Source organism: Mycobacterium sp. IEC1808, assembly GCF_002101935.1.
Classification (GTDB): domain Bacteria; phylum Actinomycetota; class Actinomycetes; order Mycobacteriales; family Mycobacteriaceae; genus Mycobacterium.
Window position 1 is genome coordinate 147,240 of the sequence record NZ_LQPV01000028.1, and the last position, 26,285, is coordinate 173,524.

Genomic DNA, 26,285 nt, shown 5'->3' on the forward strand with positions numbered 1-26,285 from the left:
AGCTCGAAAGAGTGTGGCGCGGAATCTATCCGCCGCCCATCTCAATTGTACCTCTAGACCAGCGTTTTGAGCTGCGACAGCCAGTCACCTGGCTGGCCCTGGTCCTTGACTCCCTGCCCGACGCTGCCCTGGGGGGTGCGTGCCGCGTAATGCGGCTTGCGGGTGAGCAATTCATCGATCGCCGTCTTGAGCGCCTCGGGGTCCTCCAGGTGCGCGGCGTCGAAGGCAAGCTCTGTCGGATCGGCGAGTCGTCCAGTCTGACGCACCAGCTCGGTGTGTAGCCGGGTGGCGAGGGCCTGCGCCTTTTCGCGGTGGCCCTTGGCCTCGTTACGAAGTTCGCTCACGTACTCGGCCCCGAAAGTCTTCGGCTCGTCCTGTGTCGGTTCGGTCGTCTCGGGGGTGTCGGGCTGGTCGGTCTGCTCGGTCACGTCGGGTGCGTTCTCGTCTGCCATGGTGTTCTCCTGGTGATAGCGATTCGCGGGCCTGAGAGCCACGCTCGCGGACTTTTAGGGTCGGGATAGCTAGATGGGCTAGGGAACCTTCGTGGCGCTCATGTAGCGGCCCACGGTGATGTCACGGGCGACGGCGGCATCCTGATTGATCGCCGACATCTCTCGGTCGATCTGGTCTTGCGAGAGCCCAAGCCGCTCAAGCATTCCCCGACGTGATAGCAGACCACTGCTGTACAGCTTCGTGGCGGCGTCGGCGGCAGCCGCTTCGCTGCGCACGTCGAACGGTCCCCACAGAGCGCGGACACTCACGCTTGCCGGGTCCATGGCGTTCGCGATGGCGTAGACCAATCGGGCGACCTGTTCGTGGGCCTTGGAGAAGAGCTTGGCCTTGGCCTCGGCGCGGGAAGTCAGCCCCGCTTCGGCGCTCTGCATTGCCTCCGAGGTGCTCGGGTTCGCGGTGGTGATCCCGCACATGTGTGCCGGTAGCGCCGACACGGTCATGATGGCCTGGACCAGGATGTCCACCGATGTCTTGAAGCCCTGCAGGTTTGCGCCCTCAAGCTGGCCGAAGCGGGCCTGTTCGGACTTGGCCAGCATCGCCCGATTGCCTTCCGGTATCGGGTTGACGGCCTGCGTTACCGGGTCGCCGTTTTCGTCCACAACCGGGTTGCCGTCGTCGTCCAGGACGGGCTGGTAGATCGGCTCAATGCCGGTCGCGTACCTGCGTGGGCGAGCGGTGAACTCCTGGGCGACGAGAAGGTCTGCCGTCGTCTTCGACAGGGCATCGATCAGGCACTTGATGGGCTGAATCTCTGACTCGCCCGCGTATTCGAGGTAGGTCAGGCCTCGCCATGCCGATGGCAGTAGGTCGGCGTTGACGAATGAGACGACGGGGACGACTCCGAGGCTGTTGGGCTGTGTCTCGATCAGCTCGTACTCGCCGCCGCTGTTCGGTGTGGTGGATCGCCAGTGCTCGACCGTGTCGGGCTGGTAGAGCCACACGTCGGTGTAGCCCTTGGTGGCTGGCGACTCCTTGACGGTGACCTGCTTGATTGCGGCAACAACCTGGCGGGTCACATCGTCACGCTTCACGGCCATGGTCTCGCCGGATTCGATTGTCACCGTGGGGTTGCCTTGGTCGTCGGCCCACACGAGGCAGAACGATTCGCCCTGCAGCAGGGCCTCGCGGTGCAGCGTGTCGGCCAGGGTGTCATAGTCGAGGGACAGCAGCGTGTCCCACACGGGCGCACCGTCAAACCCGTTCAACCTCAGGCGCTCTGTGAGCGCAGTGATAGCCACTCGCGCGTAGTTAACCGAGAGGACGCCGAACCGGTTACCCAGGGCCGTAACGGCTTCCGGCGCCAGGTATGCGAGAGGCTGCCGCCCATCCCAATACGCCCGGTTCTCAGTGCGGCGGTGCAAGCCAGCCGTAAGTCGCTGCTGCATCTCGACCAGGAGAGGTGAACTCACGCGAAACTCCAAGCTTCATTTCGTTTTACGGGTTTAGTGGCGTGCCAAGCGCAGCGGCTATGGCACATGAGAAGGGCGGCGGCGCAGTCAATCTTGGCCGCGCTACGTCGTCGGCTGGCCTTGCCGATACGAAGGCCGCCGTTGGACTCAATGACCGTCGCGGAAAGTACGTGTCGTGTCAGGGTCTCGTCGCCGCTATGGGTGAACTTGCCCGCCGTAGCCGCGCTGAACAGATCGGTGGTGGCCCGTGTGGTCCGCGCTGGTGACCACGGGAACTCCGTGACGCCCAATCCCTCTGCGGCCAGCACCTGCAACGAACGGCCCCACCGGAACGGATCGGCAACCAGCTCGCACACCTTGAACCGATTGCGGGCCTGGCGGATCTTGTCCTCCACCTCTAGCACCGGAACTCGCCACTCGGGCGATCCATCGTTTTGCCACACACCTAGTACGTCGAAATGAGGTGTGGGGCTGATGGTCCCGACCACGAGGGCGGTGGCGTCCGCATCCGCGCCACCCCATGATCCATCAAGCGCGATTACGACCTCGGCCCCGTCCGGCACCGGATGGTGCGTGTTCAGCGATTCCCAGATTTCTGGCGCAATGAACGGGTTCTCGTTCGTGTTGACGAACTGGCACAGCCGCGCCCGCCTGAAGTTGCCCTCCGTCGTCTTAGGCGGCAGAAGGGCTCGGAGCGCGTCGGCATAGAGAAAGTCGCCGAGTGCCGGATTGGCTAGGGCCCAACAGTGCTCGCAGTCGACGGGGTGATCCTCGAAGCCTGCGGCGCTGAACTCTACGTAGACCTGAGATGTGTCCTCTGGATGCCCAGCCGCATACTCCCGCAACTGCGCCAGGACGTTGTCCTCGCGCGGCCCAGGTGTTCCGATACCGATCAGCGTCGAGCGCTCACGCTTGCCGGACGCCAGGGCGATAACCTGCCACGTCTCCGGGTCAATTCGCCCGATCTCGTCGCAGATGGCCAGGCTGTAGTCCAAGCCCTCCAACGACGCCGGGGAGGCAGGTAGGCAGGTGAACGAGGCCCCACGGCATGGCACCACGAGCCGATCCTTGAAGACCTGGACGCGCGAGTTCAGTTCGTCGTTCAGCTCGACCATGCGGCAGGCGATGCGGAACACGATTCCCGCTTGGCGCTCGTCCACTGCCGCGACGATGACCGTGGCCCCCTCGCCCCCGGTCATCAGCTCGTACAAGCCAAGTGCGGCAACGAGAGTGCTCTTTCCCTGGCCTCGCGGCAGGCACCAGCCCGCAATGCGTGGAGTCGGATCAGCGTCGAGGACACTGCCGACCAGGCCGATCTGCCAGTCCCGCAACCTGAATGGCGATAGCGCACCAGTGCCCTTGGGTACGCGGATGAACTTCCGGCAAAAGGCGGCAAACCCAAGGGCTCCTGTGGAGTCTGAACGCCATGGCAGCAGTGACTGATCGACTGCCGGTTTTGGTCCCGCCGCCAAGTTATGATCCTTTCCATGTCGCTTGGACAGATTTATAGGGACATCGCACCGGGGTTGAGCCTGGTAGTTAGTGCGGGCGCGGTTTGGTATGCCCGAGATAAAGCAGTTCGAGAAGCCCAAGCGCTACCACTTCAGGAGACCTATGACGGTTTGTGGACTATCAAGAAACACGCCGACTCGCTTTATTCAGAATTAAATCTGGACAGGATTGTGTCGAACGCGCACTACGCGAGTAAGGGACTTTTTCCCGTGCCGCCCGACGTACCGCCCGAACTCGTCGAAGCGATTGCGAGGCTACGCGTGTCAAAGACAACGTTGGTATCTCCGAGCGCGTGGAGAATTGACCGCGTAATCGCCGCCGCCGAAGCATTAAACAAAAAGTGGAGCGATGCGTACGATGCCAGGACTCGCAATCTCGACGGCCAAACTGAGCAGTCGCTAGGTTGGACCTTCGGATTCCTTGAAACTGAGCTGCGTAATACGCGAGACCTCACCGACCGAACAATCGTCGTGGTATCACAGATCATGAAACGCAAATTGCTGCGCCGTTGGTACTACAAACCGCACTGGGCCTGGGTCCAGCGGATGCTCGACATCCGCATCCACAGTGCCGCCGAAGAACGCACCGCAGAGTAATCGGCCCTGCGCTTTGCCCGATCCGTCCCGGCGTCGGGGCAGGCTGGTGGCCGACCCCTGGTCGGAATGTGTTGCAGCGTCGGCCCTTTGACCTGCGACGACGCGACTCGCGTCGGGATGGTCGCGTTTCCGCTGGTCGGTCGGTCAGTCTTGGCGGGCGACGTTGGCACCTCGGGCGGCTCCACGGTGCTGATTGCAGGGCTGACAGCACACGGTGAGCAGTCCGTTGGCGAACCATTCGAGTGTTGGCCGGTTACCTTCTCGGATGAGTCGCCAGCTTTCCGGCGAATGGTCCACAGTCAAGTTGGTTGTGGCTCCGCATTCACACCAGGGCTGCATCCGCAGCGCACGGGCGCGGACGGTCCGATACCGCGAGTCGTATCCGCGTTGGCTTGCCGATGGTTCGTTGCTTCGGTCGCGTGCTGGTCGGCAGTCACGACAACGGGACTGTCCCGGCTCGGCGTCGTCGCCGCAAGCAAGGCACGGCTTGGAAACCATCCCTAGTGGCTCCAGATTGGTCCGTAGGCCACGAACGTGGCGGGGTCGGTTAGATTGCCAAACCGCGTTAGCTCGTTGGACCTCACGCGTTCTGAGCGAGTGTCGCGACGAGCCAGGCTTCTGCGGGCACGAACGTATACCCACCTGTCTCGTCGGGGACGACGCGATAGGCGAGCTGGCTACCGTCCTGTAGGCGCAGCAGCTCGACTTGGTACGACTCGTCCGCGGCGTGGTCGTAAACCTGATGGATGTTGACATGTTCGATGCGGCTTGGTGCGCTCACTGTGTTCTCCTGTTGACGGAATTGCGTAGGTGCGTGGCCGGTTTGGTGCGCTGCACACGGCGAGAACTTCGCGTGATCCGGCGCTGGTGCGGTCGTGACAGTGGGTTGCGCCGCAGTGGCAGCAGCGGACCACCAGCCAGCGTCCGCGTACGTCGATGACTCGGGCTTCGCCATACTGCCAGTCCGTCACGATGTACGTCCTGAGCACGTACGAGTGGGCTCAATGTACGTGCTGGACACGTACCTGGTACGTGCTGAGCACGTACATCCAACTCGTTGACCTGCGGCTTTGATTCCGCCCTTATGAGTCTCTCTCATGCTCATGACACGACACGCAATCGCGTTGTCCTACTGCGCTTTAGGGCCAACTTCCGCTCATGGACCGCGCACGACCTGTGGGGATTGCCCTGCGGTCCTTCAATGGCATGGCCGGGGACCACGAGACACTCGGCGCACGACTCGTCGGATAGCCATCCGTACTTGGCGGCCCGCTTGATCGCGTCGCCAACAGTGGAGCTGTCTACGCGCTTGAATGGCTCGTCACCCTGCGGCGGCGTGCCGAGTATCCACGACAGTTGACCGCGTCGGAAGTTGGCGTGGCCGTTGGCCTCGTGACGCGCATAGGCCAGGCAGGCCACGCGGAGCCACAGCGGTAGGTTGCGGTCGTTGGCGCGTTCCTCCCAGGCGATCTGGTAGTGCCGGGTCCACGGGTTGGGGACACTCACTGCACGCCACCGCGCGAGCTGGCCAGCAGCTCGGAGGCTAGCCAGCGGTCCAGCTCAAACCGTGACCAGAACACGCGGCCCGCGATCTTGTGGGAACGTGGCCCCTTGTTCAGGTAGCGCCAGGCGTACAGAGTGCGCGGCTTGACCGGCACGGTCCGGCTCACGTACTCGGCAGCGCCGTCCAGGTCGTACAGTTCGTCAATCATTGGTCTGCCCCAACGGAAGTGGAAATACAAGTGGCGGATTCGCCAGGGAGACAGAGCGTCTCGGTTCCTACACCTCAATTATCTCATGGTTTTCGCCGAGCGTCGTTGAAGTGCGATCCGCTTACATTGGATGTTCGCATAGTGATCCGACCGTCAACCGGGAAAACAAACTTCTAGACCGTCAACCGGGAAGCGCGACGCTACAGGCATGACAGCAGTACCCGTTGGAGCGCCTCGGCTCTACAGCGTTGCCGAAGTCTGCGAACTGCTCCAATGCGACAGCGAAGACTGGCTAGTCGACCGTGTGCGCTCCGGGGCGTTTCCGGCCCGCCGTGTCTGCCGTCATTTGCGTTTCTCTGTGGACGACATTGAGAACATCATCGGGGCGTGCACAGTCGCCGGGGGTAACGACCTGCCGGTGCCCACGTCAAGCCAGCGCCGCAAGTATCCGCTCGTCGGCGTCACTGGCAACGTGCGCGTAGGTCGACAAGGTGATCGACACGTTCGAGTGCCCCAGGCGCTTTGAGACGGCAACAATCGGTATCCCTGCGTCGATGAGCCGGGAGGCGTGCGTGTGCCGCAGGTCGTGCAACCCAGGACGGCGGTGCTTCGGCAGCCCGCTCTTGACCATCGCCGGAAGCCACACGTTCTTGCGGAAGCTGTCGGCGTTGATCGGGCCGCCCGTGTCGTTGGTGAACACCAACGCGCCGGACAGGTTCAGCTTGTCCAGCACGTCACGCGGCACCGCTATCGTGCGCTCACTGGCCGCCGTCTTGGCGGCTCCGAGTTCGAACGGGCGGTTACCGTTGGCGTCGGCACGCCTGCTGTAGGACTTGTTGAACGTCACCGTCCCAGCACCAATGTCGGCAGGGGTGAGTGCCAAGGCTTCGCCGATCCGGCATCCGGTGGCTAGCAGGAACTCAATCAGCACGCGATGCTGCACGGGCACGGCTGCCAGTACTAGGCCCGCTTCATCGCGTGACAGGAACACCGCTTGCTTGCCGGGCTGACGGCGAGGGAGGCGCACACCTGAGCCGCCCGAGCGCGATGCTTTCCGTGCCGGGTTGACGATGATCTCGCCGCGATCGATGGCGGCCGACAGTGACGCCTTGAGGACCATGTGAGCCTGCTGGATTGACCGGCCCGCGATGGTCAATCCGTTAAGCCACGACTGCACAACATCCACCGTTAGCTCGGCGATGGGCACCTCGCCTAGTACGGGGTTGATGGTGTGCTTTGCGATGATGCGGTACTTGTTGGCAGTGTCCAGAGATGGGCGTGTCGCGGCGTAGCGTTCCAGCGTGTCGGCCACCGTAGGCGAGGTCGGTGCTACCGGCTGCGGCGCAGTCCTGCCGACACGCTCCAAGGCTTCAGTCACGCCGAGCGCGTCAATCAGGCTGACGAACTTCTCGGCGCTGCGAAGGTCGGGGAAAGTGGTTGCTCCCGCACTGCCGTCAGGGTGCCGGTAGCGGACCTTTTGCCCATCCGGGAAACGCTTGCTTGGTTGTGATGCGATGGATGCCACGACCAGGGACGATACCACGGTTCTCGTGTCCAGTGGTGTGTCTAGATCATCTGCAGCGCAGGTCAAACTGGATAGCCGTACCCCTAAATAATCTACGACCGCGCCGGTGGGTCGTGCCAGGATCTCTTCCGTGATCGATCACGTCGGAATCAATTGCGCCGATTATCCGAAATCGCAGGATTTTTACGACAGCGTGCTGGGAGTGCTCGGGTTCTCGCGGCAAATGGATTTCGGTCGGGCCATCGGGTACGGCCGCGACGGCAAGCCCACGTTCTGGATCTCCGACGGGGCGGGGATGGGTCCGGCTCGGGAGGTGCACCTGGCCTTCGCGGCCGCCGACGAGGACGCGGTGCGTGCTTTTCACCGGGCGGCCGTGGAACGGGGCGCCGAGTCGTTGCACGAGCCGCGGCTGTGGCCCGAATATCACCCCGGCTATTTCGGCGCTTTCGTGCGCGATCCCGACGGCAACAACCTCGAGGCGGTCTGGCACGGCGCGTAGTGTCGGCCGTATGGGAGCTGAAAGTGACGCCGCCACACAGGAACTGCTTCGCGACGCGTTCACCCGGTTGATCGAGCACGTCGACGAACTGGTCGACGGGCTGACCGACGAGGTGGCCGACTACCGCCCGACGCCGAACGCCAACAGCATCGCCTGGCTGATCTGGCACAGCGCGCGGGTGCAGGACATTCAGCTGGCCCACGTGGCCGGCGTCGAGCAGGTGTGGACCCGCGACGGCTGGGTGGACCGCTTCGGGCTGGACCTGCCGCGCAACGACACCGGCTACGGGCACGGCCCCGACGAGGTGGCGAAGGTCAAGGCGCCGGCGGAGCTGCTGGCCGGCTACTACCACGCGGTGCACAAGCTGACCCTCGAATACATCGCCAGCGTGACCGCCGGCGAGCTGTCCCGCGTCGTCGACACCAATTGGGACCCGCCGGTGACGGCCAGCGCCCGGCTGGTGAGCATCATCGACGACTGCGCCCAGCACCTCGGGCAGGCCGCCTATGTGCGGGGCATTCAGTAGGTTCTAGGGCGTGCGATTCGCCGCGACCGTGCTGCTGTGGCTGGCCGTCACGCTCGCCCTGGCCGTAGCGATCCCGGCGTCGTGGGCGCAGCGCAACCTCGTCAGCGAGGACGGCTACGCCGCGCTGGCGCAGCGCGCGGCCGGCGATCCCGCCCTGCAGTCGGCGATGGCGGCCGAGCTCACCACCCGGGCCATGGCGCTGATCGCGGCGCACGGCGGGGGGCGTTATCCCGTGGACGGCTCGGAGGTGCACGACGTCGCCGCCGCCTTCACGGCCGGGCCGGGGTTCCCGCCGCTGTTCGCCCGCGCGAATCGGGCAGCACACCGCTACCTGTTCACCGCCGACGGATCCGCGGAATGGGCGATCGACGTGGCCCCGATGCTCAACGACGCCGCTATGCAGCAGGTGCTGGCCCGGCACCACGTGACCGTGCCGGCGAACCTGACGGTGCCGCTCACGGTGTCGATGCCGTCGTCGGTGCGGCCGGGGCGGCTGAGCGCGCTGGCCAGGTGGGGGCCGTGGATCAGCGTCGGCGCGGCGGCCCTGAGCGGTCTGTGTGCGCTCCTGACGCTGGCCGCCGCGCGCGGCCGCGGCAAGGCGCTGACCAGCCTGGGCGTCTCCGCGCTGCTCGTCGGCGGGGCGGGCTGGGCCTGCATCGAGGCGAGCGGCCGCTACGTCAATGACGCGCTAAACCGCACCACCGGTAACGTCCGCCAGATCGCCGAGGTGATGGTCGCCCATGCCGAGGCCGGCCTGCGCGGCTGGCTCGACCTGACCCTGGTCGCCGGGGTAGCGCTGGTCGCCGCTGGGGTGCTCGCGGCGGTCCTGGGCGGGCTGAGGAAAAGCCCTAGCTGAGCGGCAGCTCGGCCAGGATCGGGGTGGTCGGCTGCGGCGATCCCTTGCCGGGCTCGACGGTGAACGCGAGCTCGGTGGAGGCGCCGATGTTGGTGAGCGTGTCTTTGGTCGACGGCGACACCGCGGCCGCGTCCATCGTTCCGGCCGAGGTCGGACCGTTGGCCCCGATCAGCCACATCTGATAGACGGTGCCGGGGGACGGGGGCGGCACGTTGTTCATCACCAGCAGCGCCGCGTTGCGGTCACGGGAGAACATCACCGTCGCTGTCCCGTTGGCCAGGGGACGAGAGACCGTCTGGACGTCCGGGGCTGACATGATCTGTTCGGCGACCGTGGGCTTCGCCGGGGGGCGCATCAGCACGCCGGCGCCGAACGCCGCGGCGCCCACCACGACCGCCGCCGCGGCGGAAGCCAACACGGCTCTGCGCCAAGGTATTTGGCGGACATTGTTCGGCTTTACGGCCGACAGCGTGGCGTCCCGCAGCTGCGCCGGCGGTTCGCTCGCGGTGGCCGCCGACACGACCGCCATCGTCTCGCGGACGGCACGGACCTCGTCATCGAAGGCCGCCGCCACCGACGACGGCGCCGCGGCGCGCAGGCGCTCGATCTCGGCGCGCTCCGCGTCCGACACCGCGTGCAGGGCATACGGCGTGGCCAGCTCGAGGAGTTCGAATTCGGTCGGCTCAGTCATCAGCGCCGCTCCTCAGCATCGCTGTGCTCTGCATCGTCGCCGGCGCGATCATGGCACGTCCAGGCAGTTACGCAGGCCGCGCAGCGCGTCGCGGATGCGCGATTTGATCGTCGACAAGTTGGCAGCCAGCCGCTGCGACACCTCGCTGTACGTCAGCCCCTGGTAGTAGGCCAGCTCGATGCACTGTCGCTGCGCGTCGCTCAACCCGTCGAGGCACTGTGCCACCCGGCGACGCTCGTCGCCGGAAATCGCCGAGTCGGCGACTGGATCGTGCGCGGCACCCGCTGCGCTTTCGACATTGGCCGCGCCGTAGCGGGATTCGCGCCTGCTGCCGGCCTGTTCGGCGCGCACCCGGTCCACGGCCCGCCGGTGCGCCATGGTCAGCAGCCACGCCAGGGCCGAACCTTTGGCCGGGTCGTACTGCGACGCCGAGCGCCACACCTCGAGATAGACCTCCTGGGTGGTTTCTTCGCTGTAGCCGGGATCACGCACCACCCGCGTCACCAGTCCATACACCCGAGCCTTGGTGAGGTCGTAGATCGTGGCGAAGGCGGCGCTGTCCCCGCGCGCGACCTGGCGCAGCAAGGTGTCGAGCTCGTTGCTCATCGATCGGTAGCCTAGCGTCCGTCATCGGTGCGCCTATGCCGGTGGCGGGGAAAGAAATACGCCGCCCGCTCCCGGTATTCCGGCAGCACGTGCACCAGGCTGATCCACACCGGTGATTCGGAGCCGCCGGTCGAGTGGATGGGCTCAACCGAATGTGAACGAAAACACTTGCAGGCCTTCGCCGACCTGCATGTCGAGCTGGTCGCGGTGCGCGGTGTCATCGGAGGCGATCTGGTGCAGGGTGGGCGGCCCGCCGATCGTTGTCACGGTGGTCTTGCCGCCCCTGGTCACCGTGATCGTGCCGGTGCCGCCGACGACGACGTAGACGCTTTTGCCGGTGTAGTTCAGCCGGATGGCGGCGTCATCGCTGTCCGCGGTGGCGCCCTGGTCGTCCAGTGTCCAGCGCCCGCGCAGCGCGAACCGGTCGTCGGGCAAGGCCGCCGGGTATGCGAACGTGGCGGTGCCCGGCTTGTATTCGCCGGCGCCGCCGTAGTTGACGGCCTTGCCGGCGCCCAGATAGGTCTCCGGCGTGAGCCTGCCGTGCGGGGTGTCGTCCACCGCGTTCGTCGCGGCGGGCAACTTGACGTCCGGGTTGGCGGCGACCAGCAAGTCGCGGATGAGCTGTTCGGTCGTGTCGTAGTCGCCCTCGCCGAACTTGGTGTGGCGGATCGCGCCGTTGGCGTCGATGAGGTACTCGGCCGGCCAATACAGGTTCTGGTAGCCGTTCCAGGTCGCGTAGTCGTTGTCCAGCGCAACGGGATAGGTGATGTGCAACGCGGCGGCACCGCTGGCCACGTTGGCGGGAACCCGTTCGAACGCGTACTCGGGGGTGTGCACCCCGATGACGACCAAACCGTCGTCGCGATAGCGGTTGTACCAGCCCACCGCGTGCGGGATGGCGCGCTGGCAGTTGATGCAGGAGTAGGCCCAAAAGTCGATCAGGACCACCTTGCCGCGCAGCGAAGCCAGGTCGATCGGCGCGCCGCCCGGGGTGTTGAGCCACCCGGTGATCCCGGTGAGGGCGGGGGCCGGGCCGCACTGCTGCAATTGGTTGGAACCATCAACGCAGTCGGCCAGCTGGCCCGACACCGCGCCGCCCAGCTGATGGCGAATTTGGTTGGCCCCGATCCCTTTTTGCATCGCGGTGGTGTAGTCGGGGACGGCGCGCTGCAGGGTGGCGGGCAGGTTGAAGACCAGCGCCGCGGCCAGCACGATCATCGTGATTCCGCCGGCGACCCGGATCACATGTTGCCGGCGGCGGAATGCCGAGACTTGCTCGGTGAGGCGCCGCCCGGCCAGCGCGAAAACCAGGAGTGGCAGCGCGGTGCCGATCGCGAACGCCGCCGTCAACACCAGCACCGGCGGGCCGATGGAGGCGGTGCCGCCCGCGACGACGATCGCGGCCAACACCGGTCCCGCGCACGGCACATACAGCGCGCCCAACGTCAGACCCAGCCCGAAACCGTTGCCGCTCAAGCGCTTCGGGCCGAGCTGGGGCAGCGGGATGCGGGCGAACGGGCGCTCGATCAGGTGCGCCAGCGGCGGGAAGATCAAGCCGAGGCCGATGAGCGTCAGCGTCACGAGCGCGGCCCAGCGGATCGCGTCCTGCGGCAGATGCAGCGCCGACAGCAGGGCCGAGCCGGCCAGGGTGACCACGCTGAAGCTAAAGACCAGCCCGGCGATCACCAGGTACGGCCGGGCCGCCGGGGCGGCGTCGCGTGAGTTGCCGGCCCCGGAGAAGAACACCACCGGAAGCACCGGCAGGATGCACGGCGAGACGCCGGTGATCAGGCCGCCGAGGAATCCGATCAACGCGACTGTGGGCATGGTTGTTATTCGGAGCCGCGGCAGTTACGGATCAGTCGCTGTAGGCCAGGGAGCGGTCCGGCGGCTGGGGCTGCACCGGCTGCGACGGAACCCGCAGGGGCCGCGAGCGCACCCGCATCGGCCACCAGAACCAGCGGCCCAGCAGCGCGGCGATGGACGGGGTCATGAACGCGCGGATGATCAGCGTGTCGAACATCAGGCCCAGCCCGATCGTGGTGCCCACCTGCCCGACGATCCGCACGTCGCTGACGACCATGGACGCCATCGTGAACGCGAACACCAGGCCCGCGTTGGTCACCACCTTGCCGGTGCCGCCCATCGACCGGATGATGCCGGTGTTCAGGCCGGCATGAATTTCCTGCTTGAACCGGGAGACCAGCAACAGGTTGTAGTCGGAGCCCACGGCCAACAACACGATCACCGACATGGCCAGCACCATCCAGTGCAAATCGATTCCGAGGATGTGCTGCCAGACGAGCACTGACAGCCCAAACGAAGCGCCCAGCGAAACCGCCACCGTGCCAACGATGACCGCGGCGGCGACCAGCGCGCGGGTCAGGATCAACATGATGATGAAAATCAGGCACAGCGACGAAACCCCGGCGATCACCAGGTCCCACTTGGCGCCCTCGGCGATGTCCTTGAAGACGGCCCCCGTGCCGGCCACGTAGATCTTCGCGTCCTCCAGCGGGGTGCCCTTGAGCGACTCCTCGGCCGCGGTGCGGATCTTGTCAATGCTGGCGATGCCCTCGGCCGACGCGGGATCGCCGCGATGCAGGATGATCATGCGCGCCGCGTGCCCGTCGGGGGAGAGGAAATTCTTCATGGCGCGCTGAAAGTCTTTGTTCTTGAACACTTCCGGCGGCAGATAGAACGAGTCGTCGTTCTTGGAGGCGTCGAAGGCGTGGCCCATCGCCGTCGCGTTGTCGCTCATCTCGTTCATCTGGTCGAAGATCCCGGACATCGTGCTGTGCATGTCCAGCATCATGGTCCGCATGTTCACCATGGTCTGGATCATCGGCGGGAACTGGGCGACCATCTGCGGCATCAGCCGATCCAGATCCTTGATGTCACCGACCAGCGTGTTGAGTTTCTCGTCGATCTGGTCCAGGCCGTCGAGCGCGTCGAATATCGAGCGAATCGACCAGCAGATCGGGATGTCGAAACAGTGCCTCTCCCAATAGAAGTAGCTGCGGATCGGCCGCCAGAAGTCGTCGAAGTCCGAGATGCGGTCCCGCAGCTCGTTGGTGATCTGCTGCATCTGTTCGGTGTCGCCCACCATGCGGTGTGTGGTGCCGACGAGCTGCGTCATCAAGTCGTACATCCGCTGCATGTTGGCGATCGTCTTGGTCATCTCGTCGGCCTGCTTGACCATGTTGTCCATCTGATCGCGCTGGTATTTCATGGTCTGCGTCTGAGCGGCGTTCTGCATGCTCATCTGGAACGGGATCGACGTGTGGTCCATCGTCGTCCCGTCCGGCCGGGTGATCGCCTGCACGCGGGAGATTCCCGGGACCCGAAAGATGCCCTTTGCCAACCTGTCCAGGACCAGGAAGTCGGTCGGGTTACGCATGTCGTGGTTGGCCTGGATCATCAAGATCTCCGGCTTCATCCGCGCCTGGGAGAAGTGGCGATCCGCCGCGGTCAGCCCCGCGTTGGCGGGGATGGTGCTGGGCAGGTACTCGCGGTCGTTGTAGTTGGCCCGGTAGCCGGGCAGCGTCAGCAGGCCGACCAGGGCGACCGCACACGTGACGGCAAGGATCGGAAGCGGCCAGCGGACCACCGCGGTGCCGACCCGGCGCCAGCCGCGGACCCCGAGCTTGCGCTTTGGGTCGAAGACGCCGAACCGGCTGCCGACGGTGAGGATCGCGGGGCCCAGCGTGAGCGCGACCAGCACCGCGAGCAGCATCCCCACCGCGCACGGAATACCGAGGGTCTGGAAGTACGGCATCCGCGCAAAGCTGAGGCAGAACATGGCGCCGGCGATCGTCAGGCCGGAGCCCAGGATGACGTGCGCCGTCCCGCGGTACATGGTGTAGAAGGCCGATTCCTTGTCTTCGCCGGCGTGGCGGGCCTCCTGATAGCGGCCGACGATGAAGATGCCGTAGTCCGTCCCGGCCGCGATCGCCAGCGAGGTGAGCAGGCTGACCGCGAAGGTGGAAAGCCCGATGAGCCCGAAGTGCCCTATCACCGCGACGGCTCCGCGCGCCGCGGTCAATTCGAAGCCCACCGTGATCAGCAACAGGATCACGGTGAGGATCGACCGGTAGACGAACAGCAACACGATGAGGATCACCGCGACCGTCGTCAGCGTGATCCTGACCATGGACTTGTCGCCGCTGTGGTGCAAGTCCGCGGCCATCGCCGAGACCCCGGTGACGTACGCCTTGACCCCGGGCGGTGCGGGCACACTGTTCACGATGTTGCGGACGGACTCGACGGATTCGTTGGCCAACGGCTCGCCCTGATTACCGGCGAGGTTGACCTGAACGGTCACGGCCTTGCCGTCGTTGCTCTGCGCGCCCGCCGCCGTGAGCGGATCGCCCCAGAAGTCCTGGATGCTCAGCACGTGCGCCTTGTCCTCGCGCAACTTGCGGATCACGGTGTCGTAGTACCGGTGGGCGTCGTCGCCGAGGGGCTGGTTGCCCTCCAGCACGATCATCGCCGAGCTGTCGGTCTCGCCCTCGTTGAACGCATGGCCGATCTGCTTCATCGCCACGAATGACGGTGCGTCCTTTGGGCTCAACGACACCGACCGCTCCTGCCCGACCACTTCCAGCGACGGGACGAACAGGCTGAGGACGATGGCCACGCCCACCCAGAACAGGATGATGGGCACCGCGAGGGTGTGAATCATCCGCGCGATGAACGGCCGCTCGGGGTGGGCGTCGCGCGCGAATTCGGCGAATCGACTGGTCACGCGGACTTCACCACGCAGAAGGTGAAGGCGTGGACGCCGTTGGAAATGCGCTCGGCCTTGACCACGTCGTCCACCGTGATGCGGCAGCCGATGCTGTCGCTATCGCCCCGCGCCGTGAGGTTTCCCATCATGGCCGCCTTGTCGGTGGTGACGCGCAGCGTCCACGGCAACGGTGCGCCGTCGACGCGTTGCGGGTCGGCGTTCACGTCGAAATAGCTGATGTCGGCGAGGGTTCCGGGCGGCCCGAAGACCTCGTAGACAATTCGTTTCGGGTTGAACGGCTTGGGATTCTGCAGGTTGCTGTCGGCATACGATTCCCGTTTTTCCGAGCCGAAGTAGCCGTGGACCCGATACACGATGAAGCCACCGACCATGACGACCGCCAGGATGACCAGTGGAATCCACGTTCGGGACAGCACCTTGAAAATTGGAATCCCTTTCAGCGGTCGGTAGTTCTGCATGCGGTCCGTCGCCGCCGAACGTGGCAACTACGGATCGCCGCGCTGCGCCCGTCCGCCGATCCCGGTAGGAAAACAGCCAAGGCTTACCTAAGTAAATCACGGCCAGGTGTGTCGCCCGCCCTGGGACCGTTGACTCCTTCCCCTCGCGCCCTGGAGTGTAACGCATATCACGTGCGTAACCCGAAATCGTCTGCGAGCTGTGACCTGGGACAGCCTCAGGGAACTAGCCGGCCGGCACCGCCGCGGTCACAATCGTTGGCACGGTGCCGAATTCGCGCTCAGGCGTAGGTGCGGAGCTGCACCATCTTGCGCATGACGTCGCTCAGCTTGTGCACCGGCGCGCCGCACGTCAGGCAGTAGCCGCCCGGGCAGCGGTTGATCCGGTCGACCTGCGCCAACACCTGGGTCTTGAGGCGGCGCAGGCAGCCGATGCACAGGATCTCGACGATGTTGCCGGACGGGTCGAGGTTCGGCCGGTTGCATTGGTCCACGGCGTGCCGGTACACGATGTGCGTCGCGCGGTTGGTGCAGCCGCCCTCGGATTGGCACGTGATGTCCTGCCAGTCGAGGGTCGCCAGCGCGTCCGACTGCGGATCTACCGCGCTCATCGCGTCCCCACGGGGCCGCGGCATCCCGGCATGAGCATCATGTCAGTCCTGTAGAAGGTGGTCGAGCGGACCGGTATCCCCAATTGCACGGAATGCCAGTCAAGAACTATTGATTTGTCCCCTAAAGCGGGGAAATAAACGATTCCCGACAGTCGCCGATCTTAAACCGGCTCGTGAATAAAGACCAGAGTGGATCTAGGACCAGTTCCACACCGACATGTCGCCGGGCGGGTATTGGTTGCACACGTCGGTGGCCTTGGCGACGACGCCCTTGTTGTTGAAGAAGATCTTCATGTGATTGACCCAGGCGAAGGTCAGCGGATCGCCGTTGTAGAAGTTTTCCGAATAAGTCCTGCGGTCCGCCGGCGACAGCGAGTAAAACCAGTGCGCCTTATCGATCGTCGCCTGCTGAAGGTTGGCGTGGTTGTTGAAGTCGATCATGTACCGCTGGTAGTACACCGGGCTGGTGTCCCGGACGGCGGCCAGGTACTGCTCGGCGTCGCAGGTGGTCTCGATCTGCCTGCGCGGGACGGGGAAGTCTTCCGTGGAGTCGGCCGCGGCCGTCTTCGGGAAGGTCGCAGCCGCGATGCTCATGGCTACCAGGAAAGCAACAAAAACGACGCCTGCGCGCAGGCCGGAACTCAGCCGAGACATAGTCGTTACGGTAGCACTTTCTCCGGCCTCGATGGGGCGCCCGGGGCAAATTCGTAGTTGAGCTCACTATCCATCGCGATCAGGCACGATGACGTGGCGGGGATCGGGCCGCAGCTCCGGCGGGGCCTGGCTGTAATCGCCGAACGGGCCGTCGCGACGCTCGACCGCCGCGCGCACGCCCTGGGTCTGGGACGTCTCGATGAAGTCGAGCGCTTCGGGGGTGTTGCGCATCAGGCCGTCGAGGATGCCGCCCAGCAGCTGAGTCGAGGCCAGGCCCATGTTCTCGTAGGCCTGATTGACGACCAGCTTCTGCGCCCGCAACTGCGACAACGGGATTCGCGCCAGCTCGGCGGCGATCTCGGCGACGCGCGCCTCGAGCCGCTCGAACGGCACCGCCTCGTTGATCAGCTCGACCTCGGCGGCCTGGACGCCCGTCAGCGGCCGCCCGGTCAGCGCGTGCCACTTGACCTTGGCCAGGCTCAGCCGGTACAGCCACATGCCGGTCAGATACGCGCCCCACATCCGGCTGTACGGGGTGCCGATCACGGCGTCCTCGCTGGCGATCACGATGTCGGCGCACAGCGCGTAGTCGCTGCCCCCGCCGACGCACCAGCCGTGCACCTGCGCGATCACCGGTTTGGTTGCCCGCCAGATGGCCATGAACTTCTGATGCGGTCCGGTCTCGCGGGCCGTGATCACCGCGAAGTCCTTTCCGGGGTCCCATTTGCCGTCGGTCGTCATGGCGTCCCCCCAACGCTGGAAGCCGCCGCCGAAGTCGTAGCCGGCGCAGAACGCGCGGCCGGCGCCCCGCAACACGATGACCTTGACGCCCTGGTCCCGCTCGGCCAGCCCGATGGCGGCCTCGATCTCGTCGGGCATGGGCGGGACGATGGTGTTGAGGTGCTCGGGGCGGTTCAGCGTGATGGTGGCGACCGGGCCGGCCGTCGCGTACAGCAGGGTCTCGAAGTCGGGCATGGCTTCCTTAGGGGTCAGGCTGCCGGTTTTCCGGCGACGACGCGTAGATTCGGCCGCCGATCTTCAGATAGGGCGTCGTCAGGTAGGCCGAGAAGGCGACGACGGCGGAGAAGATGGCCGCCACGACGACGGCGTTAGGCCAGAGCTTGCCCACCCCGGCCGCGAACGAGACGATCCCGATGATCGAGGTGGCCCAGTAGAACCGCCGACCCGGGCGGCGTTCTTTGATGAACCGGTAGCGCGCTTGCGCCGCCCCGGCCACGACGAAGATCAAACCGGTAGCCAGCAGGGTGAGTTCGATGCGTTCGGTGGCTGCCACGCGACGATCCTATGGCCGCTAGCATGTCCAGCAGGTGGGGGTGTCGGAAGGTCTGCCGAGGCTGATCGGGCAGTGCGCAATGGGCAAGGTTATCCCGGCGGTGGCCGCGGCCGTGATAGCGCTGGCCCCCCTCGGCGTGCCGGCCGCCACAACCGGTGTGGCTCAGGCGGCGCCGTGCGCCGGCGATGGGTCGAACCCGGTGTCCTGCCAGAACTGCCTGTCTTACGTGGAGATGTACCACACCGCGAACGTCTGCTACAGCGCCGCGCCGCCCCGGCCCGCCCAGCCGCCCCCGACCCGAGTGCCGGTGCCCGAGCCGGAGCCTGTTCCGCTGGAGCCGGCGCCGCCGGTGCAGCCGCCCCGCGCCGTTCCGCCGAGTCCGACGTCCCCTACCCCGATTCCGGTGCAGACCTCGAAACTGCCGCCCAGTGCGCGAGGAAGCGCCCCGGAGGTGGCACCGCCGAAGGGACTGGACGTGCCGCCGAACGAGGTTGCGGACGCCAAGGCCGCTCCGGCGACGCGGATCAACCCCGCCAGGCCACTCGAGCCGCCGAGCCAGGTGTACGACTTCAATCAGCAGGTGCGCAACGTGGTCGACGCGCATAACGGCAACGTCGACGTGGTGAAGGCGGACAACCAGGAACTGGTGCGCCCCCGGCACTGGGAGTACGTCGACTACGACGACAATCACCGTCCGGCCCTGTTCAACCCGCTCAGCGAGGCGATGACGTTCCGCTACTTCTACGACGGCGCCTATCGGGAGGCGTTCGTGCCGGCCGGGGGCCGCATCGTGCTCGACGCCGCCGCCGCCGGCGTGTTCCCGTTCACCGGGGTCGGTTACAGCCACGTGGTGGCGGGCAGCTTCTACGGCGGGGCGTGGATACCGCCGCCGGACTCGAGCGGGCCGCCGCCGCCGAACTACAACCCACCGGCGCCCCCGGAGGTGTACGAACACGTCGCCGCCAATATCGCCGCGGACAACCAGACCGTCGAAGTCGGTCAGGTCGTGGTCCTGGGGCACGACGCCGGCCAACCCGCGGGCAGCCAGGACACCTTCCTGCTCGACGACACCACCCTGGCCTGGGGACAGGTGAACGATCCCAGCAACCCCGCCCAGATCAGGGTCACCAAGACCCAGTCGCTACCGGCCGCGGGGCCGACCGACAACGGCAGCTATCTCGCGGCGCTGGCCGCCCTCAAGCAGCCCGCCCCGCACTCCGAACCCTGGTGGCCTTCGGCGCTGCGGTACGGCGGGCTCGCGATCGCCGTGGTCGTGGTCGCCTGGCTGATCGGGCGCCGCAACCGGAGCGAGGATGAGGCCGCTACGGATGATTGACGCAGAACGCCACGCACATGGCGTCGACGGGAATGGACACCCAGTGCGCCTGCCCGTCGGGCTGTGGCTCGCAGTAGATCGGGCCGGGGACCCCCCAGACCTTCGCTCCCGCCGGCGAGCACGGCTTCCCGAGGTCGGTGTCGGCGTGCGCGGGGCCGGCTCCGAGGACGATCGCGATCGGGGCGATCGCCGTCACTGTCGCCAAGCCGATGAACCTCAGTGCTCCCATGATCCACGCCCTCCTCGACAACATTAGTTAGATCGCCTTCGAGCTTAACCGTTGCTCAGCATCCGCCACAGGAAGGAGAAGCTGAGCGCGGACTTGAAGGCGACCTGCTCGTTGTCGGCCGCGCCGGCATGCCCGCCCTCGATGTTCTCGTAGTAGGCGACCTGGTGGCCGGCGGCCTCGAGCGCGGCCGTCATCTTGCGGGCGTGGCCCGGATGCACCCGGTCGTCGCGGGTGGACGTGGTCATCAGCACGGGCGGATAGTCGGGGGTGTCCGAAATGTTTTGGTACGGGGAGTACTCGGAGATGAACTCCCAGTCCTCGGGATTGTCCGGGTCGCCGTATTCGGCCATCCACGACGCCCCGGCCAGCAGCAGGTGGTAGCGCTTCATGTCCAGCAGCGGCACGTCGCACACCAGCGCGCCGAACTTCTCCGGGTACTGGGTCAGCATGATGCCCATCAGCAGGCCCCCGTTGCTGCCGCCCCGCGCGCCCAGCTGCCCGACCGTGGTGATGCCGCGGTCCACCAAATCGGTTGCCACCGCGGCGAAGTCCTCGGCGACCTTGTGCCGGTTCTCGCGCATCGCCTGAGTGTGCCAACCGGGTCCGTACTCGCCGCCGCCGCGGATGTTGGCCAAGGCGTAGGTGCCCCCGCGGGCCAGCCACAGCCGGCCCAGCACGCCGCTGTAGGCAGGCGTGTTGGCGGTTTCGAATCCGCCGTATCCGCTCAGCAGCGTGGGCCCGGGGCCGTCTGAGCCCGCGCGCCGCACGACGAAGTACGGGATAGACGTGCCGTCCTTGGACGCGACGAAATGTTGTGAAACTGAGAGGTTTTCGGCGTCGAAGAACGCCGGGGCAGATTTGATCGGCTCGAGCGGCGAGTCGGCGGTACCCCGCATCAGGCGCGACGGCGTGACGAATCCGCTGGAATCGAGGAAGAACTCGTCACCCTTGTCGTCGGCGGCGGCGACGACGGTATTGGTCGCGGGCGGGATGCCCGCGACCGGCTCGCGGCGCCACTCGCCCCGTGACGCGGGCGGGGTGACGATCTCCACCCGGCTGGCGACGTCGGCCAGCGTGACCATCAGCAGGTGGTCCTTCGTCCACGCGTAGTGGTTCAGGGCGGTGTGCTCGTCGGGCTCGAACACCACGCGCAATTCCGCCGTGCCCGCGAGGAATTCGTCGTAGTCGGCGGCCAGCAGCGAACCCGCGGCGTATGTCGCGTCGCCGAGGTACCAGTCGGTGCGCAGCTCGATCAGGATCCACTCGCGGTGCATCGACAGGCCCGCGTCGGTGGGCGCGTCGATGCGGATCAACTCCGTGCCGCGCAGCTCGTAGACCTCTTCGTTCCAGAAGTCGAGCGCCCGCCCCAGGAAGGTGCGCTCGAAGCCCGGCGTCCGATCCACCGAGGCGGAAACGCGGACGTCGGAGCGGGCTCCCTCGAAGACGGTCTCCGCGTCTTCCAGCGCTGTGCCGCGCCGCCATCGCTTGATCACTCGCGGGTAGCCGGACTCGGTGAGCGAATCGGCGCCGAAGTCAGTGCCGACCAGCACCGTGTCCGGGTCGGCCCAGGCGATCTGCGACTTGGCCTCCGGCAGTTCGAAACCGCCGGAAACGAATTCGCGTGTGAGCATGTCGAATTCGCGCACGATCGACGCGTCCGAGCCGCCGCGGGACAGGCCGACCAGCGCCCGGCTGTGGTCGGGTTCGATGACACCGGCACCCGCCCACACCCACTTCGTGTCGTCGAGGCGGCCCAACTCGTCGACATCGATGAGCACGTCCCACTCCGGGGCGGGGGTGCGGTAGCTGTCCAACGTGGTGCGGCGCCACAACCCGCGCGGGTTGGCGGCGTCGCGCCAGAAGTTGTAGAGGTATTCGCCGCGTCGGACCACATACGGAATGCGGGCATCGGTGTCGAGCACCTCGAGGGCCTCGCCGCGCATCCGCTCGAACTCTTCGTCGCAGAACTCGGCGAGGGTGGGCTCGTTGCGGGCGCGCACCCACGCCAGCGCGTCGTCGCCGGTGACGTCCTCGAGCCAGAGATAGGGGTCTTGCGAGCTCGGTTCGGGGGCGGCGGCGCCTTCGGAGGTCATGGCAGCCATTCTGGCCCCGGCGGTAGTGTGAGGTGTGTTACACAGGGTCCAACGAGGAGCGGACAGATGACTGTTTTCGCACGTCCGGGCGATGCCGGGGCTTTGATGTCGTACGAATCCCGGTACGAGAACTTCATCGGGGGCCAGTGGGTGGCCCCCGCGGGCGGCCGCTATTTCGAAAACCCGTCGCCGGTCACCGGCCAGACCTTCTGCGAGGTCGCGCGCTCCGACGAAGCCGACATCGACAAGGCGCTGGACGCGGCGCACGCCGCGGCCCCGGCTTGGGGCAAGACCGCGCCTGCCGAGCGGGCGGCGATCCTGAACAAGATCGCCGACCGCATCGAGGAGAACACCGCCGCGCTGGCGGTGGCCGAAGTCTGGGACAACGGCAAACCGGTCCGCGAGGCGCTGGCCGCCGACATCCCGCTGGCGGCCGACCATTTCCGGTATTTCGCCGCGGCCCTGCGCGCGCAGGAGGGTTCGCTCTCGCAGATCGACGACGACACCGTCGCCTACCACTTCCACGAGCCGCTCGGGGTCGTAGGACAGATCATTCCGTGGAACTTCCCCATCCTGATGGCCGCCTGGAAGATGGCGCCGGCGCTGGCGGCCGGCAACGCGGTGGTGCTCAAACCCGCTGAGCAGACACCGGTTTCGGTGCTCTACCTGATGTCGCTGATCGGCGACCTGTTGCCGGCGGGGGTGCTCAACGTGGTCAACGGCTTCGGCGCCGAGGCCGGCAAGCCGCTGGCGTCGAGCAACCGGATCGCCAAGGTCGCGTTCACCGGCGAAACCACCACCGGGCGGCTGATCATGCAGTACGCCAGCCAGAACCTGATCCCGGTCACCCTGGAGCTCGGCGGCAAGAGCCCCAACATCTTCTTCAACGATGTCATGGCCCAAGGTGACGACTTCCAGGACAAGGCGCTGGAGGGCTTCACGATGTTCGCCCTCAACCAGGGCGAGGTGTGCACCTGCCCGTCGCGCAGCCTGATCCAGGCCGACATCTACGACGAGTTCCTCGAGCTCGCCGCGATCCGCACCAAGGCGGTCCGGCAGGGCGACCCGCTGGACAGCGAGACGATGCTGGGTTCGCAGGCGTCGAACGACCAGATGGAAAAGATCCTGTCCTACATCGAAATCGGCAAAAACGAAGGCGCGCGGGTCATTTGCGGCGGCGAGCGCGCCGAGCTGGGCGGCGACCTGGCGGGCGGCTACTACATGCAGCCGACGATCTTCGCCGGCAACAACAAGATGCGGATCTTCCAGGAGGAGATCTTCGGGCCGGTGGTGGCGGTGACGTCGTTCACCGACTGCGACGACGCGATCTCGATCGCGAACGACTCGCTCTACGGCCTGGGCGCCGGCGTGTGGAGCCGCGACGGCAACACGGCTTACCGGGCCGGACGCGACATTCAGGCGGGCCGGGTGTGGGTGAACTGCTACCACGCCTACCCGGCGCACGCCGCGTTCGGCGGTTACAAGCAGTCCGGCATCGGCCGGGAGAACCACAAGATGATGCTCGACCACTACCAGCAGACCAAGAACATGCTGGTGTCCTACTCGGAAAAGGCGCAGGGATTCTTCTGATGCGCGCCGGCGACGATGCAGAGCGCAGCGATGGGGAGAAGCGGCGCCATGATGCCGTGGGTGCCGTGATCACCGCCGCGGCCGCGGACCTGCTGGCCCGGCTGCAGGAGCGGCACGGCCCGGTGATGTTCCACCAGTCCGGCGGCTGCTGCGACGGGTCGTCGCCGATGTGCTACCCGCGCGGGGATTTCCTGGTCGGCGACCGCGACGTGCTGCTCGGCGTGCTCGACGTCGGGGACGGAGTGCCGGTGTGGATCTCGGGCCCGCAGTACCAGACCTGGAAGCACACCCAACTGGTCATCGACGTCGTCCCGGGACGCGGCGGCGGGTTCAGCCTCGAGGCGCCCGAGGGCGTGCGGTTCTTGTCGCGCGGGCGCGTCTTCACCGACGAAGAGCAGGCCGAGCTGGCGGCCGAATCCGTCATCACCGGCGCCGCCTACGAGCGTGGCGAACGCCCGTCGGCGCGCGGCCCGGTGGTGACGCCCGATCAAGCGGCCGCGCCGGGAACGTGCAGCCCTCCCACTCGATGACGGCGCTACCCTCGTCAGCGTGATCCCGCTCCCGCGTCCCTGGCAGCTGGCCGGCGCCATGCTGATCGGCTGTGCCGTCGGGTTTTTGGCCGGGGTCGCGCTCACCGTGCTGGTGCACGCGAGGATCCGGCCCGACGTCGTCGTCGCGCTGGTGGTCGGCGTCCCCGCCGTGTTCGGGTTGCTGACGGTCCTGTTCTCCGGGCGCCGCTGGGTCACCGCGCTCGGCGCGTTCATCCTGTCGCTCGGGCCGGGTTGGTTCGGCGTGCTCCTCGCCCTGCGGGTGGCCTGCGGTGGCTGACGAGGAGGACACGGGCACCCAGTCATGGGTCCCGGACTTTTCCGACGACGACGACACCGGCCCGCGGCCAGCGGCCGAGTCACTCCCGGAGGAAAAGGAGGGCCCCGCCGACAAGGGCGCGACCAACGAGGTCCCCGCCGAGGGGGAGGCCGGGGCCGAGGGCGGCGGGCTGCCGGTGCAACCGGTCGCCGTGCCCGGTCGCTACCAGTACCTGCGGTGGTGGCACCTCGTTCTGGTCCTCCTCGGCGGGTGGATCGTGGCGGGCGTGGTCGGGCTCGGGCTCTTCTATTGGTGGTACCACTCGATCGACAAGACGCCCGCGGTGTTCACGGTCCTGGTGTACGTGGTGGCGTGCGCGGTGGGCGGCGTGCTGCTGGCGATGGCGGAGGGCAGGGCGTTGATCTCCGCGCTGTCGCTCGCGGTGATGTCGGGGCCGTTCGCGTCCGTCGCCGCCGCGGCGCCCCTGTACGGCTACTACTACTGCGCCCACACGGGCCACTGCCTGATCGGCGTCATCCCGTACTAGGCCATTAGGGTAGGGCTCGTGACCCACTGCGTTGTCGAGTGAGAAGTCACCGCCCACTAATGTGGGCTCGTGACTTCTCACTATGACGTCGTCGTCCTCGGAGCCGGTCCCGGCGGGTATGTCGCGGCCATCCGCGCCGCGCAGCTCGGCCTGAACACCGCCATCGTCGAGCCGAAGTACTGGGGCGGTGTCTGCCTCAACGTCGGCTGCATCCCGTCCAAGGCGTTGCTGCGCAACGCCGAACTGGCGCACATCTTCACCAAGGAGGCCCAGGCCTTCGGCATCAGCGGCGACGCGACCTTCGACTACGGCGTCGCCTTCGACCGCAGCCGCAAGGTGGCCGAGGGCCGCGTCGCCGGCGTGCACTTTTTGATGAAGAAGAACAAGATCACCGAGATCCACGGGTACGGCCGCTTCACCGACCCCCACACGCTGTCGGTCGATCTCAACGACGGTGGGACCGAGACGGTCACGTTCGACAACGTCATCATCGCCACCGGCAGCAGCACCCGGCTGGTGCCCGGCACCTCGCTGTCGGAAAACGTGGTCACCTACGAGGAACTGATCATGACGCGGGAGCTGCCGGAGTCGATCGTCATCGCCGGGGCCGGGGCCATCGGTATGGAGTTCGGCTACGTGCTGAAGAACTACGGCGTCGACGTCACCATCGTCGAGTTCTTGCCGCGCGCGCTGCCCAACGAGGACGCCGAGGTGTCCAAGGAGATCGAGAAGCAGTTCAAGAAGCTGGGCGTCAAGGTCTTGACCGGGACCAAGGTGGAGGCCATAAACGACGACGGTTCGGTGGTCACCGTGACCGTCAGCAAGGACGGCAAGTCCGAGGACCTCAAGGCCCAAAAGGTGTTGCAGGCCATCGGTTTCGCGCCCAACGTCGAGGGCTACGGCCTGGAGGCGGCCGGCGTCGCGCTGACCGATCGCAAGGCGATCGGCATCACCGACTACATGCGCACCAACGTCGAGCACATCTACGCCATCGGCGACGTCACCGGGAAGCTGATGCTGGCCCACGTCGCTGAGGCCATGGGTGTGGTGGCGGCCGAAACCATCGCCGGCGCAGAGACTTTGGCCCTCGGCGACTACCGCATGCTGCCGCGCGCGACCTTCTGCCAGCCGAACGTCGCCAGCTTCGGGCTCACCGAGCAGCAGGCCCGCGACGAAGGCTACGACGTCGTGGTGGCCAAGTTCCCGTTCACCGCCAACGCCAAGGCGCACGGGGTGGGCGACCCCAGCGGCTTCGTGAAGCTGGTCGCCGACAGCAAGTACGGCGAGCTGCTGGGCGGGCACCTGATCGGCCACGACGTGTCCGAGCTGCTGCCCGAGCTGACGCTGGCCCAGAAGTGGGACCTGACCGCCACCGAGCTGGCCCGCAACGTGCACACCCACCCGACCATGTCCGAGGCGCTGCAGGAATGCTTCCACGGCTTGACCGGCCACATGATCAACTTCTGAGCTCGTC

General features: G+C 66.4%; 28 protein-coding genes. 10 read left to right on the forward strand and 18 right to left on the reverse strand.

What is annotated here, in order from left to right; translation table 11 throughout:
- Positions 1 to 53: 53 nt before the first annotated feature.
- From AWB92_RS17185 to AWB92_RS17195, 3 genes are all read right to left on the reverse strand, one after another.
- Positions 54 to 452, reverse strand: coding sequence for a hypothetical protein (locus AWB92_RS17185; protein ID WP_085187644.1), 399 nt, complete (start codon positions 450 to 452; stop codon positions 54 to 56).
- Positions 453 to 530: 78 nt separating this feature from the next.
- Complete coding sequence (locus AWB92_RS17190; protein WP_085187647.1) at positions 531 to 1,922, reverse strand: phage portal protein; 1,392 nt, start codon at positions 1,920 to 1,922, stop codon at positions 531 to 533.
- Positions 1,919 to 3,394 carry a terminase large subunit gene (locus tag AWB92_RS17195; RefSeq protein WP_085187650.1) on the reverse strand — a complete coding sequence of 492 codons (1,476 nt, stop codon included), beginning with the start codon at positions 3,392 to 3,394 and terminating at the stop codon, positions 1,919 to 1,921. The genes AWB92_RS17190 and AWB92_RS17195 overlap by 4 nt, the downstream gene beginning before the upstream one ends.
- A 15-nt stretch (positions 3,395 to 3,409) precedes the next feature.
- On the opposite strand from AWB92_RS17195, the gene AWB92_RS29445 reads away from it, so the two are divergent.
- Entirely contained in the window at positions 3,410 to 4,030 is a 621-nt protein-coding gene (locus AWB92_RS29445; RefSeq protein WP_142282137.1) for a hypothetical protein, read from the forward strand.
- A 580-nt stretch (positions 4,031 to 4,610) separates the two neighbouring features.
- On the opposite strand, the gene AWB92_RS17200 is transcribed toward AWB92_RS29445, so the two are convergent.
- From AWB92_RS17200 to AWB92_RS17210, 4 genes are all read right to left on the reverse strand, one after another.
- Complete coding sequence (locus AWB92_RS17200; RefSeq protein ID WP_085187653.1) at positions 4,611 to 4,811, reverse strand: hypothetical protein; 201 nt, start codon at positions 4,809 to 4,811, stop codon at positions 4,611 to 4,613.
- A 320-nt stretch (positions 4,812 to 5,131) separates the two neighbouring features.
- Entirely contained in the window at positions 5,132 to 5,536 is a 405-nt protein-coding gene (locus AWB92_RS29450; RefSeq protein WP_142282138.1) for a hypothetical protein, read from the reverse strand.
- Positions 5,533 to 5,742 carry a hypothetical protein gene (locus AWB92_RS17205; protein WP_085187656.1) on the reverse strand — a complete coding sequence of 70 codons (210 nt, stop codon included), beginning with the start codon at positions 5,740 to 5,742 and terminating at the stop codon, positions 5,533 to 5,535. Before AWB92_RS17205 ends, AWB92_RS29450 begins: the two co-directional genes overlap by 4 nt.
- Before the next feature lie 427 nt (positions 5,743 to 6,169).
- Positions 6,170 to 7,267 carry a site-specific integrase gene (locus AWB92_RS17210; protein WP_142282140.1) on the reverse strand — a complete coding sequence of 366 codons (1,098 nt, stop codon included), beginning with the start codon at positions 7,265 to 7,267 and terminating at the stop codon, positions 6,170 to 6,172.
- A gap of 130 nt (positions 7,268 to 7,397) precedes the next feature.
- Here AWB92_RS17210 and AWB92_RS17215 point away from each other — a divergent pair, with 130 nt between their 5' ends.
- Genes AWB92_RS17215 through AWB92_RS17225 form a run of 3 tightly spaced genes read left to right on the forward strand, consistent with a single transcriptional unit; the run spans position 7,398 to position 9,148 of the window.
- Positions 7,398 to 7,766 carry a VOC family protein gene (locus AWB92_RS17215; RefSeq protein ID WP_085187662.1) on the forward strand — a complete coding sequence of 123 codons (369 nt, stop codon included), beginning with the start codon at positions 7,398 to 7,400 and terminating at the stop codon, positions 7,764 to 7,766.
- Positions 7,767 to 7,776: 10 nt separating this feature from the next.
- Positions 7,777 to 8,292: a mycothiol transferase gene (locus tag AWB92_RS17220; RefSeq protein ID WP_068111350.1), complete on the forward strand. Its 516-nt coding sequence runs from the start codon at positions 7,777 to 7,779 to the stop codon at positions 8,290 to 8,292.
- A gap of 10 nt (positions 8,293 to 8,302) precedes the next feature.
- On the forward strand, positions 8,303 to 9,148 hold the full coding sequence (locus AWB92_RS17225; RefSeq protein ID WP_085187665.1) for a hypothetical protein: 846 nt from the start codon (positions 8,303 to 8,305) through the stop codon (positions 9,146 to 9,148).
- Here the strand turns inward: AWB92_RS17225 and AWB92_RS17230 are convergent.
- The 9 genes from AWB92_RS17230 to AWB92_RS17270 all read right to left on the reverse strand — a co-directional run bounded on the left by AWB92_RS17230 (position 9,141) and on the right by AWB92_RS17270 (position 18,209).
- Positions 9,141 to 9,839 carry an anti-sigma factor gene (locus tag AWB92_RS17230; protein ID WP_068111343.1) on the reverse strand — a complete coding sequence of 233 codons (699 nt, stop codon included), beginning with the start codon at positions 9,837 to 9,839 and terminating at the stop codon, positions 9,141 to 9,143. The two genes, AWB92_RS17225 and AWB92_RS17230, sit on opposite strands and share 8 nt — an antisense overlap.
- A 48-nt stretch (positions 9,840 to 9,887) precedes the next feature.
- Positions 9,888 to 10,445, reverse strand: a complete 558-nt coding sequence (locus AWB92_RS17235) for a sigma-70 family RNA polymerase sigma factor (RefSeq protein ID WP_085187668.1) — start codon at positions 10,443 to 10,445, stop codon at positions 9,888 to 9,890.
- 144 nt (positions 10,446 to 10,589) lie between these two features.
- On the reverse strand, positions 10,590 to 12,272 hold the full coding sequence (locus tag AWB92_RS17240) for a cytochrome c biogenesis protein DipZ (protein ID WP_085187671.1): 1,683 nt from the start codon (positions 12,270 to 12,272) through the stop codon (positions 10,590 to 10,592).
- 31 nt (positions 12,273 to 12,303) lie between these two features.
- On the reverse strand, positions 12,304 to 15,129 hold the full coding sequence (locus AWB92_RS17245; RefSeq protein ID WP_173817437.1) for an RND family transporter: 2,826 nt from the start codon (positions 15,127 to 15,129) through the stop codon (positions 12,304 to 12,306).
- Between the two features lie 59 nt (positions 15,130 to 15,188).
- On the reverse strand, positions 15,189 to 15,653 hold the full coding sequence (locus AWB92_RS17250) for an MmpS family protein (protein WP_085187678.1): 465 nt from the start codon (positions 15,651 to 15,653) through the stop codon (positions 15,189 to 15,191).
- 278 nt (positions 15,654 to 15,931) lie between these two features.
- A complete protein-coding gene (locus AWB92_RS17255; RefSeq protein ID WP_068103170.1) occupies positions 15,932 to 16,261 on the reverse strand; it encodes a hypothetical protein in 330 nt (109 codons plus the stop codon).
- 195 nt (positions 16,262 to 16,456) lie between these two features.
- Positions 16,457 to 16,915: a DUF5078 domain-containing protein gene (locus tag AWB92_RS17260; protein ID WP_068181455.1), complete on the reverse strand. Its 459-nt coding sequence runs from the start codon at positions 16,913 to 16,915 to the stop codon at positions 16,457 to 16,459.
- Between the two features lie 66 nt (positions 16,916 to 16,981).
- Complete coding sequence (locus AWB92_RS17265; RefSeq protein ID WP_085187681.1) at positions 16,982 to 17,890, reverse strand: crotonase/enoyl-CoA hydratase family protein; 909 nt, start codon at positions 17,888 to 17,890, stop codon at positions 16,982 to 16,984.
- A 7-nt stretch (positions 17,891 to 17,897) separates the two neighbouring features.
- Complete coding sequence (locus AWB92_RS17270) at positions 17,898 to 18,209, reverse strand: hypothetical protein (RefSeq protein WP_068103140.1); 312 nt, start codon at positions 18,207 to 18,209, stop codon at positions 17,898 to 17,900.
- A 79-nt stretch (positions 18,210 to 18,288) separates the two neighbouring features.
- Here AWB92_RS17270 and AWB92_RS17275 point away from each other — a divergent pair, with 79 nt between their 5' ends.
- Positions 18,289 to 19,545 carry a hypothetical protein gene (locus AWB92_RS17275; protein ID WP_085187684.1) on the forward strand — a complete coding sequence of 419 codons (1,257 nt, stop codon included), beginning with the start codon at positions 18,289 to 18,291 and terminating at the stop codon, positions 19,543 to 19,545.
- Here the strand turns inward: AWB92_RS17275 and AWB92_RS17280 are convergent.
- Together AWB92_RS17280 and AWB92_RS17285 are read right to left on the reverse strand one after the other, a co-directional pair.
- Positions 19,532 to 19,774, reverse strand: coding sequence for a hypothetical protein (locus AWB92_RS17280; protein ID WP_085187687.1), 243 nt, complete (start codon positions 19,772 to 19,774; stop codon positions 19,532 to 19,534). The two genes, AWB92_RS17275 and AWB92_RS17280, sit on opposite strands and share 14 nt — an antisense overlap.
- Positions 19,775 to 19,818: 44 nt before the next feature.
- Positions 19,819 to 21,867, reverse strand: coding sequence for a prolyl oligopeptidase family protein (locus AWB92_RS17285; protein ID WP_085187690.1), 2,049 nt, complete (start codon positions 21,865 to 21,867; stop codon positions 19,819 to 19,821).
- Between the two features lie 66 nt (positions 21,868 to 21,933).
- Between AWB92_RS17285 and adh the strand changes: the two genes are divergently transcribed.
- The 5 genes from adh (at position 21,934) to lpdA (ending at position 26,278) form a co-directional block, all read left to right on the forward strand.
- A complete protein-coding gene (adh, locus tag AWB92_RS17290) occupies positions 21,934 to 23,457 on the forward strand; it encodes an aldehyde dehydrogenase (protein ID WP_085187693.1) in 1,524 nt (507 codons plus the stop codon).
- On the forward strand, positions 23,457 to 23,987 hold the full coding sequence (locus AWB92_RS17295; protein ID WP_085187696.1) for a DUF779 domain-containing protein: 531 nt from the start codon (positions 23,457 to 23,459) through the stop codon (positions 23,985 to 23,987). The genes adh and AWB92_RS17295 overlap by 1 nt, the downstream gene beginning before the upstream one ends.
- A gap of 19 nt (positions 23,988 to 24,006) precedes the next feature.
- Positions 24,007 to 24,285: a putative holin gene (locus AWB92_RS17300; RefSeq protein ID WP_068128031.1), complete on the forward strand. Its 279-nt coding sequence runs from the start codon at positions 24,007 to 24,009 to the stop codon at positions 24,283 to 24,285.
- Positions 24,278 to 24,811 (forward strand): hypothetical protein, encoded by a 534-nt coding sequence (locus tag AWB92_RS17305; protein WP_085187699.1) that lies wholly within the window; start codon positions 24,278 to 24,280, stop codon positions 24,809 to 24,811. Before AWB92_RS17300 ends, AWB92_RS17305 begins: the two co-directional genes overlap by 8 nt.
- A gap of 69 nt (positions 24,812 to 24,880) precedes the next feature.
- Positions 24,881 to 26,278, forward strand: coding sequence for a dihydrolipoyl dehydrogenase (gene lpdA / locus AWB92_RS17310; protein WP_085187702.1), 1,398 nt, complete (start codon positions 24,881 to 24,883; stop codon positions 26,276 to 26,278).
- The last annotated feature ends 7 nt before the right edge of the window (positions 26,279 to 26,285 follow it).

What these genes read in the sequence shown, in the direction of transcription:
- AWB92_RS17185 (WP_085187644.1), bottom strand. Translation starts at nt 452, where the DNA reads ATGGCAGACGAGAACGCACCCGACGTGACCGAGCAGACCGACCAGCCC.
- AWB92_RS29445 (WP_142282137.1), top strand. Translation starts at nt 3,410, where the DNA reads ATGTCGCTTGGACAGATTTATAGGGACATCGCACCGGGGTTGAGCCTG.
- AWB92_RS17205 (WP_085187656.1), bottom strand. Translation starts at nt 5,742, where the DNA reads ATGATTGACGAACTGTACGACCTGGACGGCGCTGCCGAGTACGTGAGC.
- AWB92_RS17220 (WP_068111350.1), top strand. Translation starts at nt 7,777, where the DNA reads ATGGGAGCTGAAAGTGACGCCGCCACACAGGAACTGCTTCGCGACGCG.
- AWB92_RS17230 (WP_068111343.1), bottom strand. Translation starts at nt 9,839, where the DNA reads ATGACTGAGCCGACCGAATTCGAACTCCTCGAGCTGGCCACGCCGTAT.
- AWB92_RS17235 (WP_085187668.1), bottom strand. Translation starts at nt 10,445, where the DNA reads ATGAGCAACGAGCTCGACACCTTGCTGCGCCAGGTCGCGCGCGGGGAC.
- AWB92_RS17240 (WP_085187671.1), bottom strand. Translation starts at nt 12,272, where the DNA reads ATGCCCACAGTCGCGTTGATCGGATTCCTCGGCGGCCTGATCACCGGC.
- AWB92_RS17245 (WP_173817437.1), bottom strand. Translation starts at nt 15,129, where the DNA reads ATGATTCACACCCTCGCGGTGCCCATCATCCTGTTCTGGGTGGGCGTG.
- AWB92_RS17250 (WP_085187678.1), bottom strand. Translation starts at nt 15,653, where the DNA reads ATGCAGAACTACCGACCGCTGAAAGGGATTCCAATTTTCAAGGTGCTG.
- AWB92_RS17255 (WP_068103170.1), bottom strand. Translation starts at nt 16,261, where the DNA reads ATGAGCGCGGTAGATCCGCAGTCGGACGCGCTGGCGACCCTCGACTGG.
- AWB92_RS17260 (WP_068181455.1), bottom strand. Translation starts at nt 16,915, where the DNA reads ATGTCTCGGCTGAGTTCCGGCCTGCGCGCAGGCGTCGTTTTTGTTGCT.
- AWB92_RS17265 (WP_085187681.1), bottom strand. Translation starts at nt 17,890, where the DNA reads ATGCCCGACTTCGAGACCCTGCTGTACGCGACGGCCGGCCCGGTCGCC.
- AWB92_RS17275 (WP_085187684.1), top strand. Translation starts at nt 18,289, where the DNA reads ATGGGCAAGGTTATCCCGGCGGTGGCCGCGGCCGTGATAGCGCTGGCC.
- AWB92_RS17280 (WP_085187687.1), bottom strand. Translation starts at nt 19,774, where the DNA reads ATGGGAGCACTGAGGTTCATCGGCTTGGCGACAGTGACGGCGATCGCC.
- AWB92_RS17285 (WP_085187690.1), bottom strand. Translation starts at nt 21,867, where the DNA reads ATGACCTCCGAAGGCGCCGCCGCCCCCGAACCGAGCTCGCAAGACCCC.
- adh (WP_085187693.1), top strand. Translation starts at nt 21,934, where the DNA reads ATGACTGTTTTCGCACGTCCGGGCGATGCCGGGGCTTTGATGTCGTAC.
- AWB92_RS17295 (WP_085187696.1), top strand. Translation starts at nt 23,457, where the DNA reads ATGCGCGCCGGCGACGATGCAGAGCGCAGCGATGGGGAGAAGCGGCGC.